Source organism: Asanoa siamensis (assembly GCF_016862555.1).
Lineage (GTDB): Bacteria > Actinomycetota > Actinomycetes > Mycobacteriales > Micromonosporaceae > Asanoa > Asanoa siamensis.
This window is the reverse complement of record NZ_BONE01000021.1, coordinates 19,338-33,260: the sequence shown is the minus strand read 5'-3', so window position 1 is coordinate 33,260 and position 13,923 is coordinate 19,338. Positions and strand designations below refer to the sequence as shown.

The following is a 13,923-nucleotide window of genomic DNA, read 5'->3' as shown; positions in this document are numbered from 1 at the left end:
ATGTGAGGATGATCCGCTTTATTCTGAACGTCCTCTGGCTGATCTTCGGTAGCGGAATCGTGCTGGCGCTGGTCTACGGATTCGCGGCGCTGATCTGTTTCGCACTGATCGTCACCATTCCATTTGGTATCGCCGCGCTCCGCCTGGCCAACTACGCACTCTGGCCGTTCGGTCGCACTCTGGTCACCCGGCCCACGTCGGGCGTCGCGAGCGACGTCGGCAACGTGGTCTGGGCGATCGTCGCCGGCTGGTGGCTCGCGCTCACGCACATCGTCCAGGGCATCGCGCTCTGCGTGACGATCATCGGCATCCCGTTCGGCATCGCCAACTTCAAGCTGGTGCCGGCCGCCTTCTGGCCACTCGGCCGGGAGATCGTCGAGATCGACGACCAGGCGCCGGCGTGGACCACGCCGCGGGTGTCGCCTGCCTGAGTGGAAGCTGAGAGCGACTACAAGTTGACATGCCCTCGAATGTAGGAGTTACTCTCACTTGAGATTAGCTACTACGTTCGGGGGTGGTCGGCTGTGCCGACGTCTCGTTCCCGTCGCTGGCTGGCGCTCGGCGCGCTGGCCGTCGCGATGCTCACCATCGGCCTCGACACCACGGTGCTCACCGTCGCGGTGCCGACCCTGGCCGTCGACCTCGACGCGTCCAACGCGCAACTCCAGTGGTTCGCGTCCGCGTACACGCTGGTCCTGGCCGCGGTCCTGCTGCCGGCCGGCTCGCTGGGCGACCGCTTCGGCCGCAAGCGGTTCCTGCTCGCGGCCCTGCTGCTGTTCGGCGCGGCCTCGGTCTTCTGCGCCTACGCGGGCAGTGCCGGCACGCTGATCGCGGCCCGCGCCGCGCTCGGCCTCGGCGCCGCGATCATGATGCCGCTCTCGATGGCGGTCGTCCCGGTGCTCTTCCCCGACAGCCGGGAGCGCGGCCGGGCACTGACCATCTGGGTCACCTCGACCGCCGTCGGCCTGCCCCTCGGCCCGATCGTCGGCGGCTGGCTCCTCGAGCACTTCTGGTGGGGTTCGATCTTCCTGATCAACGTGCCGCTCGTGGTGGTCGGCGTCGTCGCGGTGGCGCTCTTCGTGCCCGAGTCCCGCGGCAGCGGGACGCGCCCGATCGACGTGCTCGGCATCCTGCTCTCCTCGGCGGGGCTGCTCGGGCTCACCTACGGCTTCATCCGGATCGGCGCGGACGGCTGGTCCTCCGTCGCCGACTGGGCGCTGATCGCCGCCGGCGTCGCGGTGCTGGCGCTGTTCGTCGTCCGCCAGCGCCGCGCGGCGTACCCGCTGATCGATCTGGATCTGTTCCGCAGCCGTGGCTTCACGCTCGGGTCCGCGCTGGCCACGGTGATCAACTTCGCGATGTTCGGCCTGCTCTTCCTGGTGCCGCAGTTCCTGCAGGCGGTCGGCGGGGCCAGTTCGCTGTCGACCGGCGTGCGGCTGCTGCCGATGATCGGCGGTCTGCTGGTGGGCACCCGGCTCGGTGGCCGCCTCGCCCGCGCGTTCGGCCCTGGCACGCTGATCGGCGCCGGGTTCGTGCTGCTCACGATCGCGCTGGGGCTCGGCGCGACGACCACGATCGACACCGGGTACGGCTGGACGGCCACGTGGATCGCCCTGCTGGGTGCCGGGATGGGGCTCGCGATGCCGGCGACCATGGGTGTGGCGATGGACGCGCTCGCGGTCGAGCGGGCCGGCTCCGGCTCGGCGGTGATCCAGGCGTTGCGCCAGGCCGGCGGCACGATCGGCGTGGCGGTGCTGGGCACGGTGGTGTCCGCGGGCTACCAGTCGGGCCTCGGTGACGCGGCGGTGCGCCCGGTCTCCGACAGCGTCGCGGCCGGCGTCGCGGTGGCGCGGGCGCGCGGCGACGGGACGTTGCTGGACACCGTGCGCGCCGCCTTCGTCGACGGGATGAACCAGACGCTCTGGGTCTGCGTCGCGATGTGCGCCCTGGCCGCGGTGGTCGCGTTCGCGCTGCTGCCCCGCCGGCTCGCCGTCCCGGCCGAGACCGGGCCGCGGCCGGCGCCGGTGGCAGAATCGGCACATGCCGGCTGAACCAGAGATGGGGCTCGGGCTCCGCGAGCGCAAGAAGCTGCGGACCCGGGCCACCATCCGCGCGCAGGCGTTGCGCCTGTTCGCCGAGAAGGGCTACGGGGAGACGACCGTCGAGCAGATCGCCGAGGCGGCCGACATCTCGCCGAGCACGTTCTTCCGGTACTTCCCGTCGAAGGAACAGCTCGTCCTGGTCGACGACTACGACCCGATCATGATTCGGGCGTTCCAGGAGCAGCCGGCCGACGTGCCCGTGCTGACCGCGTTGCGCCGCTCGATGGAGCGGGTCTTCGGGGAGATGAGCCCGGAGCAGCTCGATCGGGAGATGGCGCGGCAGAAGCTGATCCGGTCGGTGCCGGAGCTGCGCGCCGCCCAGCTCGACGAGCTGCAGCGCACGATCGAGCTGCTGGCGGAAGGGGTGGCCGCGCGGATGGGCCGCCCGCCCGGCGACCTGGAGTCCCGTGCCTTCGCGGGCGCCGTCGTCGGGTCCATCATGGGCGCGCTCGGCGACGACCTGCTGTCGCTGGACCGTATCGGCCTGGCCCTCGACTTCCTCGCCGCCGGCTTCCCGTTCGACGACCGTGAGGTCGGTTAGATCGGTTCCTCGGTACCGATGATCTCGGCCACCTCGTCGACGCTGTACTCGCCTTCAGGCAGGTGGTCGAAGGCGATCAGCACGTCGGCCGGCGGGTCGAGCGCGACCATGCGCCGGTGGATCTCGTCGCTGGACAGCCGCTCCTCGCCGACGAAGACGCGGTCGAGCAGTTCGGTGGCAATCATGCCTGCTGCCCTACCCGGCGCCGCACGGCCGAAACCAGCCGTCAGCACGATCCGCCCGGGCACATCGCCAGTGGCCTGGCGGTGCCAGGCGTCGGTCGCCGCTTCGAGCGGCAGGTGCTCGTACGCGACCGTGAGCCGGCCCGCCGCGGCGTGCCTGGCGATCTCGCTGATCGTGCGGGCGGTGCGCTCCGGGCTCAACTCGGCGTTGGTGTAGCCGAGCACCCGCAGCGAGCGGCTGCGCAGCGTGGCCGAGTCGAGCGGCGCGGTGTCCGCCGCCGCGCTGCCCAGGTTGACCAGCCGGCCACCGACGCCGAGGGTGCGCAGCGCGGCCGCGCCGGGCAGGCCGAAGACCGGGTCGAGCACCAGGTCGACCGGCCCGCCGGCGGCGTCGCCGAACCGGCGGGCCAGCGCGGTGACGTCGTCCCGCGGGTGGACGGCGACGACCACGTCCGCGCCGGCCCGGTGGGCCCGTTCCCGCGCGGCGACCGAGCGGGCGGCGGCCACCACCCGGCGCGCGCCGTGCAGCTTGGCGATCTGGATCGCCGCCTGACCGACCACGCCGCCCGCGCCGAGCACCAGCACCTGCTCGCCGGCGGCCAGCCCGCCGCGGTCGGTCAGCGCGTGCCAGGCCGCGACCGCCGAGAGGCCCAGCGCGGCCACCAGCCGGTGGTCGACGTCCGCCGGGAGCCGGGCCACGGCGGCCGCGGGCACCACGGCCTGCTCGGCCATGCTGCCGTCGCCCGGCTTCATGCCGGCGTCGGTGGGGAACCAGACCGGGGTGCCGTCGGCGAGCCGGCCGACACCCTGGACGCCGGGCACGTAGGGGAACGCCGGCAGACCGAAATACGAGGTGCCGGACGCGCAGAGCAGGTCGAGCGGGGTGATCGGCACCGCGGTGACCGTGACCCGCAGCTCGCCGTCGCCGGTCAGCGGGACGGCGCGGTCGACCACCCGCGGTGGCTCGCCGGCCCGCTCGACGACGGCCGCCCGCATGACGCTCACGTCGCGATGTCGGGGTAGGGCAGGTCGAAGTGGGCCAGCCGGGCCGCGTACTCCCGCTGGAAGCCGAGCGGCTCGGCGTGGTCGCGCTCGAACATCGCGATGAACAGCGTCAGCGTGAGGAACGGGTGCGCGCCCAGCTCGAACAGCTTCACGTAGTCGTGAGTGGACAGTGCGGCCCGCTCGGCCTCGTCGAACCGCAGCCAGGTGCTGGCCTCACCGGTGTGCGCGTCGAGGATCGCGTTGGCGCGCTCGGCCTCCCACCAGGTGACCGTGCCGACCGGGTCCGCCCGGTAGCGCTCGACCAGTGCCGGGTCGCGGTCGACGGTGTAGAGGAACTTGTCCACCAGGTATCTGCTCATGCCGCCGGCGCTCCGTTCGGGTACCAGGTGAAGTAGGCCTCCATCGTGTGGAACAGGTCGAGCGAGTCGACGTAGTCGGCCTTCACGCCCGCCCCGGCCACGCCCATCACCAGCATGAAGTCCATGAAGCCGTGCGTCGCGTTGCCGGGCGCGTGCAGGCTGTCCAGGGTGACCTCGGCCAGCGCGCCGTCCAGGTCACCGTTGGCGATCCAGCCGACCGCGCGCTCGTCGAACGCCGGGTCGGGGCCGTGCGGGCCGAACTGGCGCGGGCCGCCCAGCTCCAGCGAGAGGTGCCCGGTGCCGATGATCGCCACTCGCAGGTCGCTCGGCCACGACTCGACCAGCTCGCGGATCGTCGCTCCGAGTTGGACGAAGCGCTTCGGCTGCGGGAGCGGTGGCGCGAAGATGTTGGTGTAGATCGGCACGATCGGCAGGTCGGCCTCGGGCCGCAGGGTGATGATCGGGCAGGTGATGCTGTGGTCGATCCGCAACTCGTTGCTGAACGCGAGGTCGAAGCCCGCGTCGAGGCCGTCGCGCAGGATGTGGCCGGAGAGGTCCTCCTGCCCGCGCAGCAGCATCCGCGGCAGCCCGAACTCGCGCTCCTCGTTGTGCCAGTTCGCGTCGTAGAACGGGGCCTTGCCGACCAGGAACTGCGGCATGTTGTCGAGCCAGAGCTGGTGGAAGTGGTCGGAGCCGACCATCACCAGCACGTCCGGCGCGGCCCGCGTCAGCGTCTCGCGGAAGGCCAGGATCTTCCGGGTCCACTCGTCGGCGAAGGGCGGCCGGTCCGCGCCCGTCGCGGTGCTCGCGCGGTAGTAGAACGGATGGTGGGTGGAAGCGATGACCGCGACGACGGTGGCCATGCCCGCTCCTTTCGGTTTACGGGCCCGGTGGGAGGTACCGGGCGTGACGGTCCACTGTGGTGTAGATGTCGGTGCCGATCGGGGTGCGCCGCTCCTCGGCGAGGTGGCCGAGCAGGCCGGCGGCCCGGGCCAGCAGCGCGAAGCCGCGCAGCAGGTCGACCGGCAGCCCGAGGTCGGCGAGCGCGGCACCGGCGACGCCGGCCCCGTTGAGCGGCAGTGTGCGACCCAGGATCTCCGGGTGCACGCGGCCGATCGCCTGGAACAGCCGCAGGTGCGGGCCTTCCAGCCCTTCGGCGCGGGCGATGCCGATCAGCACGGGCGTACGCGGGTCCTCGACCTTGTGCACGGGGTGCCCGAGACCGGGCACGAACCGCTGGGCCGCGCGGGCCTCGGTCACGGTGGCCCGGGCCAACTCGTCGAACCCGGCGTCGTCGGCGGGTGTGGCGCCGCGCAGGGCGTCGCTCAGAAACCGCCCGCAGTCCTCGGTCACGCCGAGAAACCGGGAGCCGCCGCCGAGCAGCCCGGCCGCCAGCGCGCCCTGCAGCGACTCGGGCGCGCTGAGATAGGTGAGCCGCGCCGCGATCGCGGTCGGCGTGAAGCCGTGGTCGGCCAGCGCGACCAGCACCGTCTCGAACACCCGCGTCTCGGCGGGCGTCGGCCGGCGCTGGGCGACCAGCCAGAACGCCAGTTCCCCGAAGCCGACCTTGCCCATCAGGTCGGCGGCCAGGTCCTGGCCCAGCAGCGAGATGCGGGTCGCGTCGGACGTGCCGATCGCGGTGTCGAAGCTCAGCCGTTCGTCAGCCATGCGCGGATCTCCTCACCGTGTTCGTCGAGCCCGGGCGGCGGCAGTTCGTAGCGCGGCGGCGTCGCCGAGAACGTGATCGGGTTGCGCACGCTCGGCATCCCGTCGACCTCCACCACCGGGTCGAGCCCGAGTTCCCGGGCGTACGCGACCCCGCGGTCGAGGGTGTTGATCGGCGCGCACGGCACCCCGGCGGCGATCAGGTCGCCGAACCACTCGTCCTTGGTGCGGGTGCGCAACGCCGCGACGAGCAGCGGGCGCAGCGCGTCGCGGTTGGCCGTGCGGTCCTGGTTGCGGGTGAACCGCGGGTCGTCGACGAGCCCGGGGACGCCCAGCACCTGGCAGAGCTTGCGGAACTGCCCGTCGTTGCCCGCGATCACGATCAGGTCGCCGTCGGCGGTGGGCAGCGGCTCGTACGGGAAGAGGCTCGGGTGCGCGTTGCCCATCCGGAAGGGCACAGTGTCGCCGGCGACCGCCGCGCTGCTGTGGTTGACCAGACCGGAGAGCGCGCTCGACAGCAGGTTGACCTCGATGTGCTGGCCCCGCCCGGACGCGGCCCGGTGATGCAGCGCGGCCAGGATGCCGATGTTGGCGTGCAGCCCGGCCATCACGTCGAAGACCGAGATCCCCGCCCGGTACGGCGGCCCGTCGGGCTCGCCCGTCAGGCTCATCAGGCCGGAGATCGCCTGCACCATCAGGTCGTACCCGGGGATGGCCGCCCCCGCGCCGGACCCGAAGCCGCTGATCGACGCGTAGACGATGCCCGCGTTGCCGGCCGCCACGGTGTCGTAGTCGAGCCCGAACCGGGCGAGCCCACCGGGTCGGAAGTTCTCGATCATGACGTCGGCCCGCCGGGCCAGTTCCCGTGCGGCTGCGAGGTCACCCGGGTCGCGCAGGTCCAGCGCGATCGACCGCTTGTTGCGGTTGATGCCGAGGTAGTAGGTGGCCACGCCGTCGCGCACCGGCGGCATCCACGTGCGGGTGTCGTCGCCACCGGGACCCTCCACCTTGACCACGTCGGCGCCCAGGTCGGCCAGCAGCATGGTCGCGTACGGGCCGGCGAGGATCCGGGAGAAGTCGGCCACCAGGACGCCCTTCAGCGGCCCGTTCTGCTCCGCCACCTGTCACCCCTCTCTGGCTGTCCGCCAGGCGGACATCTGTCCGCTTCTCTTATCCTGGTCATCACGAGGCTTGATGCGCAATAGGTCGGACCTTGACGGGCGCATGTGTCGCGGCTCACAATCGCCACGTTCGGGTGACTGGCCGCCTGGCGGACTCATGTCCGATTGGAGTGACGCATGAGCATCCTGTTTCGCAACGGCCTCGTACTGACTATGGACGACAACCACACTGTCCTGCGCGACGCGGACGTGCTGGTGATAGACGACAAGATCGCTGAGATAGGCGTCGGGCTGACCGCGCCCGAGGGCACCGTCGAGATCGACGCGACCGGCGGCATCGTCATGCCCGGCATGATCGACACACACCGGCACATGTGGCAGACCGCGATGCGCGGCTACGGTGCCGACTGGACCCTGACCCAGTACTTCGTCTGGTACTACCTCGAGTCGGGCCGGCTGTTCCGACCGCAGGACATCTACGCCGGCAACCTGCTCGGCGCGCTCGAGGCGGTGGACGCCGGCGTGACCACCACCGTCGACTGGTCGCACGGGCTGCAGACCGTCGAGCACGCCGAGGCCGCGGTCGACGCGCTGGAGGCGGTGCCGGCGCGGTTCGTGCTCGCGTACGGCAACCTCCAGCAGGGGCCGTGGCAGTGGTCGGCGATGCCGGAGTTCCGCGACTTCGTCAGCCGCCGGATCCACGGCAAGGGCGGCATGCTCGGCTTCCAGATGGCCTTCGACGTGACCGGCGACCCGGCCTTCCCGGAGAAGGCGGCCTTCGAGGTGGCCCGCGACTTCGGCGTGCCGGTGACGACCCACGCCGGCGTCTGGGGCGCCACCAACGACGACGGCATCCGGCTGATGCACGAGCACGGCTTCATGACCCCCGAGACGGTGTACGTGCACGCGGCGACGCTGAGCGCCGACTCGTACCACCGGATCGCCGCGACCGGCGGCTCGGTCTCCGTCGCGACGGAGAGCGAGCAGAGTGCCGGCCAGGGCTACCCGCCCACCTGGCAGCTCCGCCACCACGGCATCCCGGTGTCGCTGTCGATGGACACCAGCGTCTGGTGGAGCGGCGACCTGTTCTCGGCGATGCGCACGACCCTCGGCGCCGACCGCTCCCGGGAGCACCTGGAGGCACACGGCAACCAGGAGACGGTCACCCACTGCCACCTGCGGGCCGAACACGTCGTCGAGTGGGCGACGATGGGCGGGGCGCGGGCGCTCGGGCTCGACTCGCTCGTCGGCAGCCTGGTGCCCGGCAAGAAGGCCGACGTCGTGCTGATCAAGAACGACCGCTCGCCGGTGATGTTCCCGGTGCTCAACGCGTACGGGCATGTGGCGTTCCAGGCGCAGCGCGGCGACGTCGACACGGTCGTGGTCGACGGGCGGATCGTGAAGCGCGACGGCGCGCTCGTCGACGCCGACCTGGCGGGTGCCCGCGCGAAGATCACCGAGACGATCGACTACCTCGTCGGTGAGATGGGCGAGGAGGCCTGGCTCAAGGGCATGAACCCGGACGTGCCGAAGACGAAGGCCATCGAGAACCCCTACCAGTACTCCGACTACGACAAGAGCGCGGCGCAGTGAAAGCATTGCGGGATGGCGCGCGAGACCGGACCTGACTTCATCGAAGCGCTGGCCCGTGGGCTCGACGTGCTCCGTTCGTTCCAGCCCGGCCAGCCCGTGCGTACGCTCAGCGACCTCGCGGGCGCGACCGGGCTGGCCCGGCCGACGGTCCGGCGGATCCTGCTCACCCTCGAGGAGCTGGGCTACGTGCGGGCCGCCGACCGCGGCTACGCGCTGACGCCGCGGGTGCTCGAGCTCGGCATGGCGTACGTCAACTCGCTGAGCATGTGGGACGTGGCCCGGCCGCACATGGAGCGGCTGGTCGCGCAGACCAACGAGTCGACCTCGATGGCCCAGCTCGACGGCGCCGACATCGTCTACGTGGCCCGGGTGGCGGTGCCCAAGATCGTGACCCTCGCGGTCTCGATCGGCACCCGCTTCCCGGCACCGGCGACCTCGATGGGCAAGGTCCTGCTGGCGGCGCTGGCGCCGGGCGAGCTGGACGCGGCGCTGGCCGAGCCCTCGCGCTCCGGCATCACACCGCGGGCGCGGGCGGGGCGGGACGACCTCGACTTGACCCTGCGCGAGGTGCGGGCCAAGGGTTGGGCGCTGGCCGACCAGGACCTGGCGCCGGGCATCCGCTCGGTGGCGGCCCCGGTCCGCGACGGCGACGGCACGGTGGTCGCGGCGGTCAACGTGACGGTGCACGCCGCCGAGACGTCGGTGGAGCGCCTGACGGAAGAACATTTGCCGCGGCTGCTGCGCTGCGCGGCCGACATCAGCCACGACTGGGCGCGCAAGGGCGCGGTCCCGTTGGCGGTGGCGGCGCCCTGACCGGGCCTTTTCGGGAATCTGACAGTTAGGGGTGCCAGCGGCTGCCGAGCCACATGCGGTCGGCCCAGTCCGCGTACGGGAGGAAGTCGCCGACGAAGAGTGCGTGGAAGTAGGCGAAGCAGAGCACGACCAGCACCAGGTACGCGCCGGCGGAGACGGCGCCGATCAGGCGGCGGTCGGCGTGTTCCGGGCCTGGTGGACCGATCACCACGCCCAGCACGTAGACGACCGCGAGCACCATGAACGGCAGGATCGGGGCCGTGTAGAAGTTGAACATGACGCGGTGGGCGTCGACGGCGTAGTAGAACCAGGGCAGCAGGCCGGCCGCGACGACCAGCAGGATGGCGGCGGGGCGCCAGTCGCGGCGGGCGACGGCGAGCCAGCCGCTGGCGACCAGGGTTGGCAGGAACGACCACCAGAGCAGCGGGGTGCCGAGCAGCACGATCTCGGAGACGGGCGCGGTGCCCCAGGGGGCGCCCGGGTAGGCCAGGTGCACGGTGACCGGTTTGCCGAGCAGCAGCCACTGCCAGGGCCAGGACTGGCTCGGATGCTTGTCCTGCAGCGTGGAGTGGAAGCCGAACGCCTGCTGGTGGTAGTGCACGAGGTTCTGCAGGGCACCGATGACCGGCAGTTCGGAGCGGCCTGTGTCGGCCCGGTAGTGCCGGTAGTAGCCGTGGTCGGTGAGCAGCCAGCCGGACCACGACGCGAGGTAGACGGCGGCGATCACGACGGCGCACGCGGCCAGCCAGCCGGACTCGCGGCGCAGCGTTTCGCGCCAGGGCCGGGCGACCCCGGCGGAGCGCCGGGCGCCGGCGTCCCACCAGAGGATCAGGAGGGCGAAGACGGGGAGGAAGAAGAGCGCGCTCCACTTGGTGGCTACGGCGCAGCCGAACAGCAGGGCCGCGAGCAGCCGCAGCCACGGGATGCCGGTGGCGGGCTCGGCGCCGTCCGCGGCGCGGTCTGCGGGGCGGTCCGTAGGGCCGTTCGCAGCGCCGTCTGCGGGATCGATCGCGGCGCCGTCTGCGAGGCGGTCTGGGCCGTCCGCGCCGTTTGTGGGGCCGCTTGCGGGCCGGTCTGCTGGGCCGTAGCCCAGGGCCCGTAGCCAGGCCGCCCGGCGGTGGTCGCGGTCGACGAGCAGGACGCCGAAGGTGGCCAGCACGAAGAGCAGCAGGAAGATGTCGAGCATCGCGACCCGGGACAGCACCAGGTGGAAGCCGTCGAGGGCCAGCAGGAGGCCGGCCGCGCAGCCGAGCAGGGTGGAGCCGAACAGGCGCCGGCCGATCCGGACGATCAGCAGCACCGAGATCGTGCCGGCGACGGCGGCCGAGAAGCGCCAGCCGAACTCGGGCGGCATGTTGGCGAGGTGCCCGGTCAGCCGCTGGTCGCCGTCGATGTCGTAGTAGCCGAACGCCCACTCGCCGAGCGCGATCAACCACTTGCCGAGCGGCGGGTGCACGACGTAGGCCGGGCCGTCGTCGCGGTAGTTCCACTCGACGCCCTTGGTGAGCAGACCCCAGCCGTCCTTGGCGTAGTAGGTCTCGTCGAACAACTTGCCCTGCGGCTGTGCCAGCCCGTGGAACCGCAGGACCGCGGCGACGAGCACCACGAAGCCGGTCGCGTACCACGAAGCGGCGCTGCCGCGCGGGTCGACGGACGCGAGACGGCGCTGGGTGACTTCGACCGTCGCGCGCACCGCGCGATCATAGTGCTCGAGCCTGCCTTACGGGCCAACGCGGCCCGCGACGGGCGTAGCCGCGGCCCGCGACGGGCCTACCCGCGGCTCGCGACGGGCGTAGCCGCCGGCCCGTGCCGGGCCTGCCCGCGGCTCGCGACGGGCGTAGCCGCCGGCTCGCGCCGGGCCTGGCCGCGGCCCGCGGCCCGCGGCGGCCCAGCCGCGGTCTGCTGGCGTCCCTGGTGCGGCTCACGTTGACCGCGAGACAAGGGCCCTACACCCGTGACGACCACCCGCCCTCCGGTGGTTTGCGGACGACCTTGGTCAGGTCTTTCCAGATCACCCGGCCCCCGGTGGAGGCGGCCATCAAACGGTCGACCCAGGCGCGGGCCGCCCACTCCTCGTGGAACGCGGGCCACGTGACGTCGCGGTCCTTGTCGCCCGCCCGGGCCCGCACCAGCCACCCACCGGCATCAGCGTCGCGGTGCAGCCAGATGTCGCGCCGCGTGCGGCTGTTGCGGTCACCGTTCCACCATCGCCCCACGATCTCCACGAGCGAAAGGCTATCGAACACCTGTACGACTAATCAAGGCGATCCCCCCATCCTGTGGGTGGCGAGCGCGTCGGTGGCCTGTCGGCCCGCCAGGGTCGCCCGGCGGACGAAGTCGGCGACCAGCGCCAGGTCGTCCTCGCCGTACCCGGCGCACAGCTCGTCGATGCCGCGGGCCAGGCCCGCGTACAGCCGGACCAGTTCGGCGGCCCGGCCCCGGACCGCCTGCACCGTGACCGCCCGGCGGTCGGCGAAGTCCCGTTCGCGGGTCACCCAGCCGCCGCGTTCGAGGCGGTCCAGGACGCCCGTCATGGTCGCCGGATGTAACCCGGCCCGGCGGGCGAGCGCGGTCGGGCTCATCGGTCCCTCGCGGTTGACCAGCTCGAAGCAGTCCACGTCGACGTCCTTGAGTTCGGCGTGCGCGCCGACCTGACGATTGAGCAGCGACAGCTGGACCCGCAGCTCGCGCAGCGCGGTCATGATCGTGTGCGCGTGCTGGCGCCGCGAAGCGCGGGCGGAGGGACCGTCGACGGTGCTCACCTCGCCAGCCTACGGAGCGTCACCGTCCCGTGTGCGCTGCTGGCGGCTGTGCTGGGTCAGCAACCGCAGTGGCTCCGGCTCCGGCAGCGGCGGCGCGTCCGGGTTGGCGCGGGTGCGGGCGAGCAGCCCGGCGAGCCCGGCCCGGGTGGCCACGACGATCAGCGAGTCGGTGCGGGCGAGCCGGCGCCGCTGCGGCACGGTCCACAGTGTCTGCCCGATCCGGCCGGTGCGCACGGCGATCAGCCGTACCTCCTGGGGTCTGTTGACCTCGGGACAGAGCCGGCCCTCCAGGTCGGAGCCAGCCCCGACCGGCAGTTCGGCGACCAGCAGCACCCGGCGGCCGACCGGGATCGCGTCGATCACCTCGCGGCCGAACAGGGCGGCCGCGAAGGCCGGCGCGGCCAGGTAGGAGACGCTGCGGGAGAGGGTGAGCTTGAAGCTGCCCTTGACCCGGCGGGCGAAGCCCTCGTCGTAGAGGCGGAGCACGACCCGCAGCCCGGGGCCGTGCAGCGCCCGCCCGAGCAGCGCGGTCTCCAGGTTGGACACGTCGTCGGTGGAGAGCACGAGCAGCGCCCGGGCGGTGTCCACCGAGGCGGCCCGCAGCGTCTCGGCGCTGTTGCCGTTGCCGATGATCACCGGGACGCCCAGCTCACGGGCCACCGCGACGCCGCGGGCGTCGGCCGAGCGGTCGACGCAGACCAGGTCGACGCCGAAGCTGTGCAGTTCGCGCAGCACCCGCGTACCGACGTTGCCGAGCCCCACGATGACGACGTGGTCGGCCACCGGCCGGGTGAGCGCGCCCGAGTTGAGGGCCAGGCGGGCGGTGACGACCGCCTCGACGATCAGCACCGTGATGAACGGGACCAGCGCCACGCCGGCCAGCGCGAGGGTCGCCAGCACCACGTGCTCGACCGCGCTGCCGGTGACCTCGCCCTCGATGCCGCCGAGCGCCGTGACCACCGCCAGGTAGGCGGCCTCCCACGGGTTGAGGCCGCGCACGATCGCCAGCAGGACCGTGCTGATCCCGAGGAGGCCGGCGACGCCCGCCAGCCCGTAGCGCAGCCGGCGCCGGCCGAGCACGAGCCGGGTGACCCGCAGCGGTTGGCGGCGCGGTCGCGGCGCCGGTTTGGGCGGCTCGCCGTAGCGGCGGACCAGCAGCAGGTCGGCGGCCGCGTCGTCGTCCGGCAGCGTCTCCGGCTCCGTCCGGCCGTCGAGGACCGCCAAGCCGCAGACGACCTCCTCCGGGTCGGGGTTCTCGTCGCGGTGGGCGGTGACCAGGAACTCGTCGGTGAGCCGGACGTACGTCGGCACGTCGTCACCGAGCGCGGCCGCGACGAACGCCGGCGCCGCGATCTCCGAGCCGGAGAGCACGCCGCAGTCGCCGAGCATCTCCTTCACGGCCTCGGCGAGGATCGGGTTGAACACCCGGACCACGATCCGCGCGGTCTTGTTGAGCTCGCGGACCATCATGGCAGCGTCCACATTGGCCACGTCGTCGCGCTCGACCAGGGCGACCGCGGTCGCGTCGGCGACGCCGGCCCGGCTGAGCACGTCCGGGGTGAGCCGCGCCGCCTCGACCAGCACCGGGCGCAGGTCGGGATCGCCGGTCCGTGGCTCCAGGTCGGCGATGTCGGGCGCCTGGTCCGCGTCGGCGGACCGGACGATCACGGTGACGGGTACGCCGTAGGAGTTGATCAGTTCGCTGGCGAGCCGGCGCGCGAGGGTGTTGTCGCCCCACACCAGGAACCGGCCGTCCGTGGACACGCCCGGATCGTAGCCA

14 protein-coding genes are annotated in these 13,923 nt (G+C 72.4%); 5 read left to right on the top strand and 9 right to left on the bottom strand.

Going from position 1 to position 13,923, the window contains the following annotated elements:
• The first annotated feature begins 8 nt into the window (after window positions 1-8).
• The 3 genes from Asi02nite_RS14920 (at window position 9) to Asi02nite_RS14910 (ending at window position 2,643) form a co-directional block, all read left to right on the top strand.
• On the top strand, window positions 9-431 hold the full coding sequence (locus Asi02nite_RS14920; protein WP_203713512.1) for a YccF domain-containing protein: 423 nt from the start codon (window positions 9-11) through the stop codon (window positions 429-431).
• Window positions 432-524: 93 nt separating this feature from the next.
• Complete coding sequence (locus Asi02nite_RS14915) at window positions 525-2,051, top strand: MFS transporter (protein WP_203713398.1); 1,527 nt, start codon at window positions 525-527, stop codon at window positions 2,049-2,051.
• On the top strand, window positions 2,041-2,643 hold the full coding sequence (locus tag Asi02nite_RS14910; RefSeq protein ID WP_239126727.1) for an acyl-CoA-like ligand-binding transcription factor: 603 nt from the start codon (window positions 2,041-2,043) through the stop codon (window positions 2,641-2,643). Before Asi02nite_RS14915 ends, Asi02nite_RS14910 begins: the two co-directional genes overlap by 11 nt.
• Here the strand turns inward: Asi02nite_RS14910 and Asi02nite_RS14905 are convergent.
• From Asi02nite_RS14905 to Asi02nite_RS14885, 5 genes are read right to left on the bottom strand one after another with little or no spacing between them, the layout of a single operon-like run.
• Window positions 2,640-3,821: a quinone oxidoreductase family protein gene (locus tag Asi02nite_RS14905; protein ID WP_203713397.1), complete on the bottom strand. Its 1,182-nt coding sequence runs from the start codon at window positions 3,819-3,821 to the stop codon at window positions 2,640-2,642. The genes Asi02nite_RS14910 and Asi02nite_RS14905 overlap by 4 nt on opposite strands.
• 5 nt (window positions 3,822-3,826) lie before the next feature.
• The gene (locus tag Asi02nite_RS14900) at window positions 3,827-4,189 is read right to left on the bottom strand and encodes a hypothetical protein (RefSeq protein WP_203713396.1); all 363 of its coding nucleotides are present in this window, start codon (window positions 4,187-4,189) and stop codon (window positions 3,827-3,829) included.
• Window positions 4,186-5,052, bottom strand: a complete 867-nt coding sequence (locus tag Asi02nite_RS14895; protein WP_203713394.1) for a DODA-type extradiol aromatic ring-opening family dioxygenase — start codon at window positions 5,050-5,052, stop codon at window positions 4,186-4,188. The genes Asi02nite_RS14900 and Asi02nite_RS14895 overlap by 4 nt, the downstream gene beginning before the upstream one ends.
• A gap of 16 nt (window positions 5,053-5,068) precedes the next feature.
• The gene (locus Asi02nite_RS14890) at window positions 5,069-5,857 is read right to left on the bottom strand and encodes a citryl-CoA lyase (RefSeq protein WP_203713392.1); all 789 of its coding nucleotides are present in this window, start codon (window positions 5,855-5,857) and stop codon (window positions 5,069-5,071) included.
• Complete coding sequence (locus tag Asi02nite_RS14885; RefSeq protein WP_239126726.1) at window positions 5,839-6,975, bottom strand: CaiB/BaiF CoA transferase family protein; 1,137 nt, start codon at window positions 6,973-6,975, stop codon at window positions 5,839-5,841. The genes Asi02nite_RS14890 and Asi02nite_RS14885 overlap by 19 nt, the downstream gene beginning before the upstream one ends.
• A gap of 177 nt (window positions 6,976-7,152) precedes the next feature.
• Between Asi02nite_RS14885 and Asi02nite_RS14880 the strand changes: the two genes are divergently transcribed.
• Complete coding sequence (locus Asi02nite_RS14880) at window positions 7,153-8,568, top strand: amidohydrolase family protein (protein WP_203713390.1); 1,416 nt, start codon at window positions 7,153-7,155, stop codon at window positions 8,566-8,568.
• Between the two features lie 12 nt (window positions 8,569-8,580).
• Window positions 8,581-9,381 (top strand): IclR family transcriptional regulator domain-containing protein, encoded by an 801-nt coding sequence (locus Asi02nite_RS14875; RefSeq protein ID WP_203713388.1) that lies wholly within the window; start codon window positions 8,581-8,583, stop codon window positions 9,379-9,381.
• 25 nt (window positions 9,382-9,406) lie between these two features.
• On the opposite strand, the gene Asi02nite_RS14870 is transcribed toward Asi02nite_RS14875, so the two are convergent.
• The 4 genes from Asi02nite_RS14870 to Asi02nite_RS14855 form a co-directional block, all read right to left on the bottom strand.
• Complete coding sequence (locus Asi02nite_RS14870; RefSeq protein WP_203713386.1) at window positions 9,407-11,074, bottom strand: dolichyl-phosphate-mannose--protein mannosyltransferase; 1,668 nt, start codon at window positions 11,072-11,074, stop codon at window positions 9,407-9,409.
• 253 nt (window positions 11,075-11,327) lie between these two features.
• Window positions 11,328-11,606 carry a hypothetical protein gene (locus Asi02nite_RS14865; RefSeq protein WP_203713385.1) on the bottom strand — a complete coding sequence of 93 codons (279 nt, stop codon included), beginning with the start codon at window positions 11,604-11,606 and terminating at the stop codon, window positions 11,328-11,330.
• Between the two features lie 33 nt (window positions 11,607-11,639).
• Window positions 11,640-12,143 carry a MarR family transcriptional regulator gene (locus Asi02nite_RS14860; protein ID WP_239126725.1) on the bottom strand — a complete coding sequence of 168 codons (504 nt, stop codon included), beginning with the start codon at window positions 12,141-12,143 and terminating at the stop codon, window positions 11,640-11,642.
• Between the two features lie 9 nt (window positions 12,144-12,152).
• Window positions 12,153-13,907 carry an NAD-binding protein gene (locus Asi02nite_RS14855; RefSeq protein WP_203713384.1) on the bottom strand — a complete coding sequence of 585 codons (1,755 nt, stop codon included), beginning with the start codon at window positions 13,905-13,907 and terminating at the stop codon, window positions 12,153-12,155.
• Window positions 13,908-13,923: the final 16 nt, after the last annotated feature.

What these genes read in the sequence shown, in the direction of transcription:
- Asi02nite_RS14920 (WP_203713512.1), top strand. Translation starts at nt 9, where the DNA reads ATGATCCGCTTTATTCTGAACGTCCTCTGGCTGATCTTCGGTAGCGGA.
- Asi02nite_RS14910 (WP_239126727.1), top strand. Translation starts at nt 2,041, where the DNA reads ATGCCGGCTGAACCAGAGATGGGGCTCGGGCTCCGCGAGCGCAAGAAG.
- Asi02nite_RS14905 (WP_203713397.1), bottom strand. Translation starts at nt 3,821, where the DNA reads ATGCGGGCGGCCGTCGTCGAGCGGGCCGGCGAGCCACCGCGGGTGGTC.
- Asi02nite_RS14900 (WP_203713396.1), bottom strand. Translation starts at nt 4,189, where the DNA reads ATGAGCAGATACCTGGTGGACAAGTTCCTCTACACCGTCGACCGCGAC.
- Asi02nite_RS14895 (WP_203713394.1), bottom strand. Translation starts at nt 5,052, where the DNA reads ATGGCCACCGTCGTCGCGGTCATCGCTTCCACCCACCATCCGTTCTAC.
- Asi02nite_RS14890 (WP_203713392.1), bottom strand. Translation starts at nt 5,857, where the DNA reads ATGGCTGACGAACGGCTGAGCTTCGACACCGCGATCGGCACGTCCGAC.
- Asi02nite_RS14880 (WP_203713390.1), top strand. Translation starts at nt 7,153, where the DNA reads ATGAGCATCCTGTTTCGCAACGGCCTCGTACTGACTATGGACGACAAC.
- Asi02nite_RS14875 (WP_203713388.1), top strand. Translation starts at nt 8,581, where the DNA reads ATGGCGCGCGAGACCGGACCTGACTTCATCGAAGCGCTGGCCCGTGGG.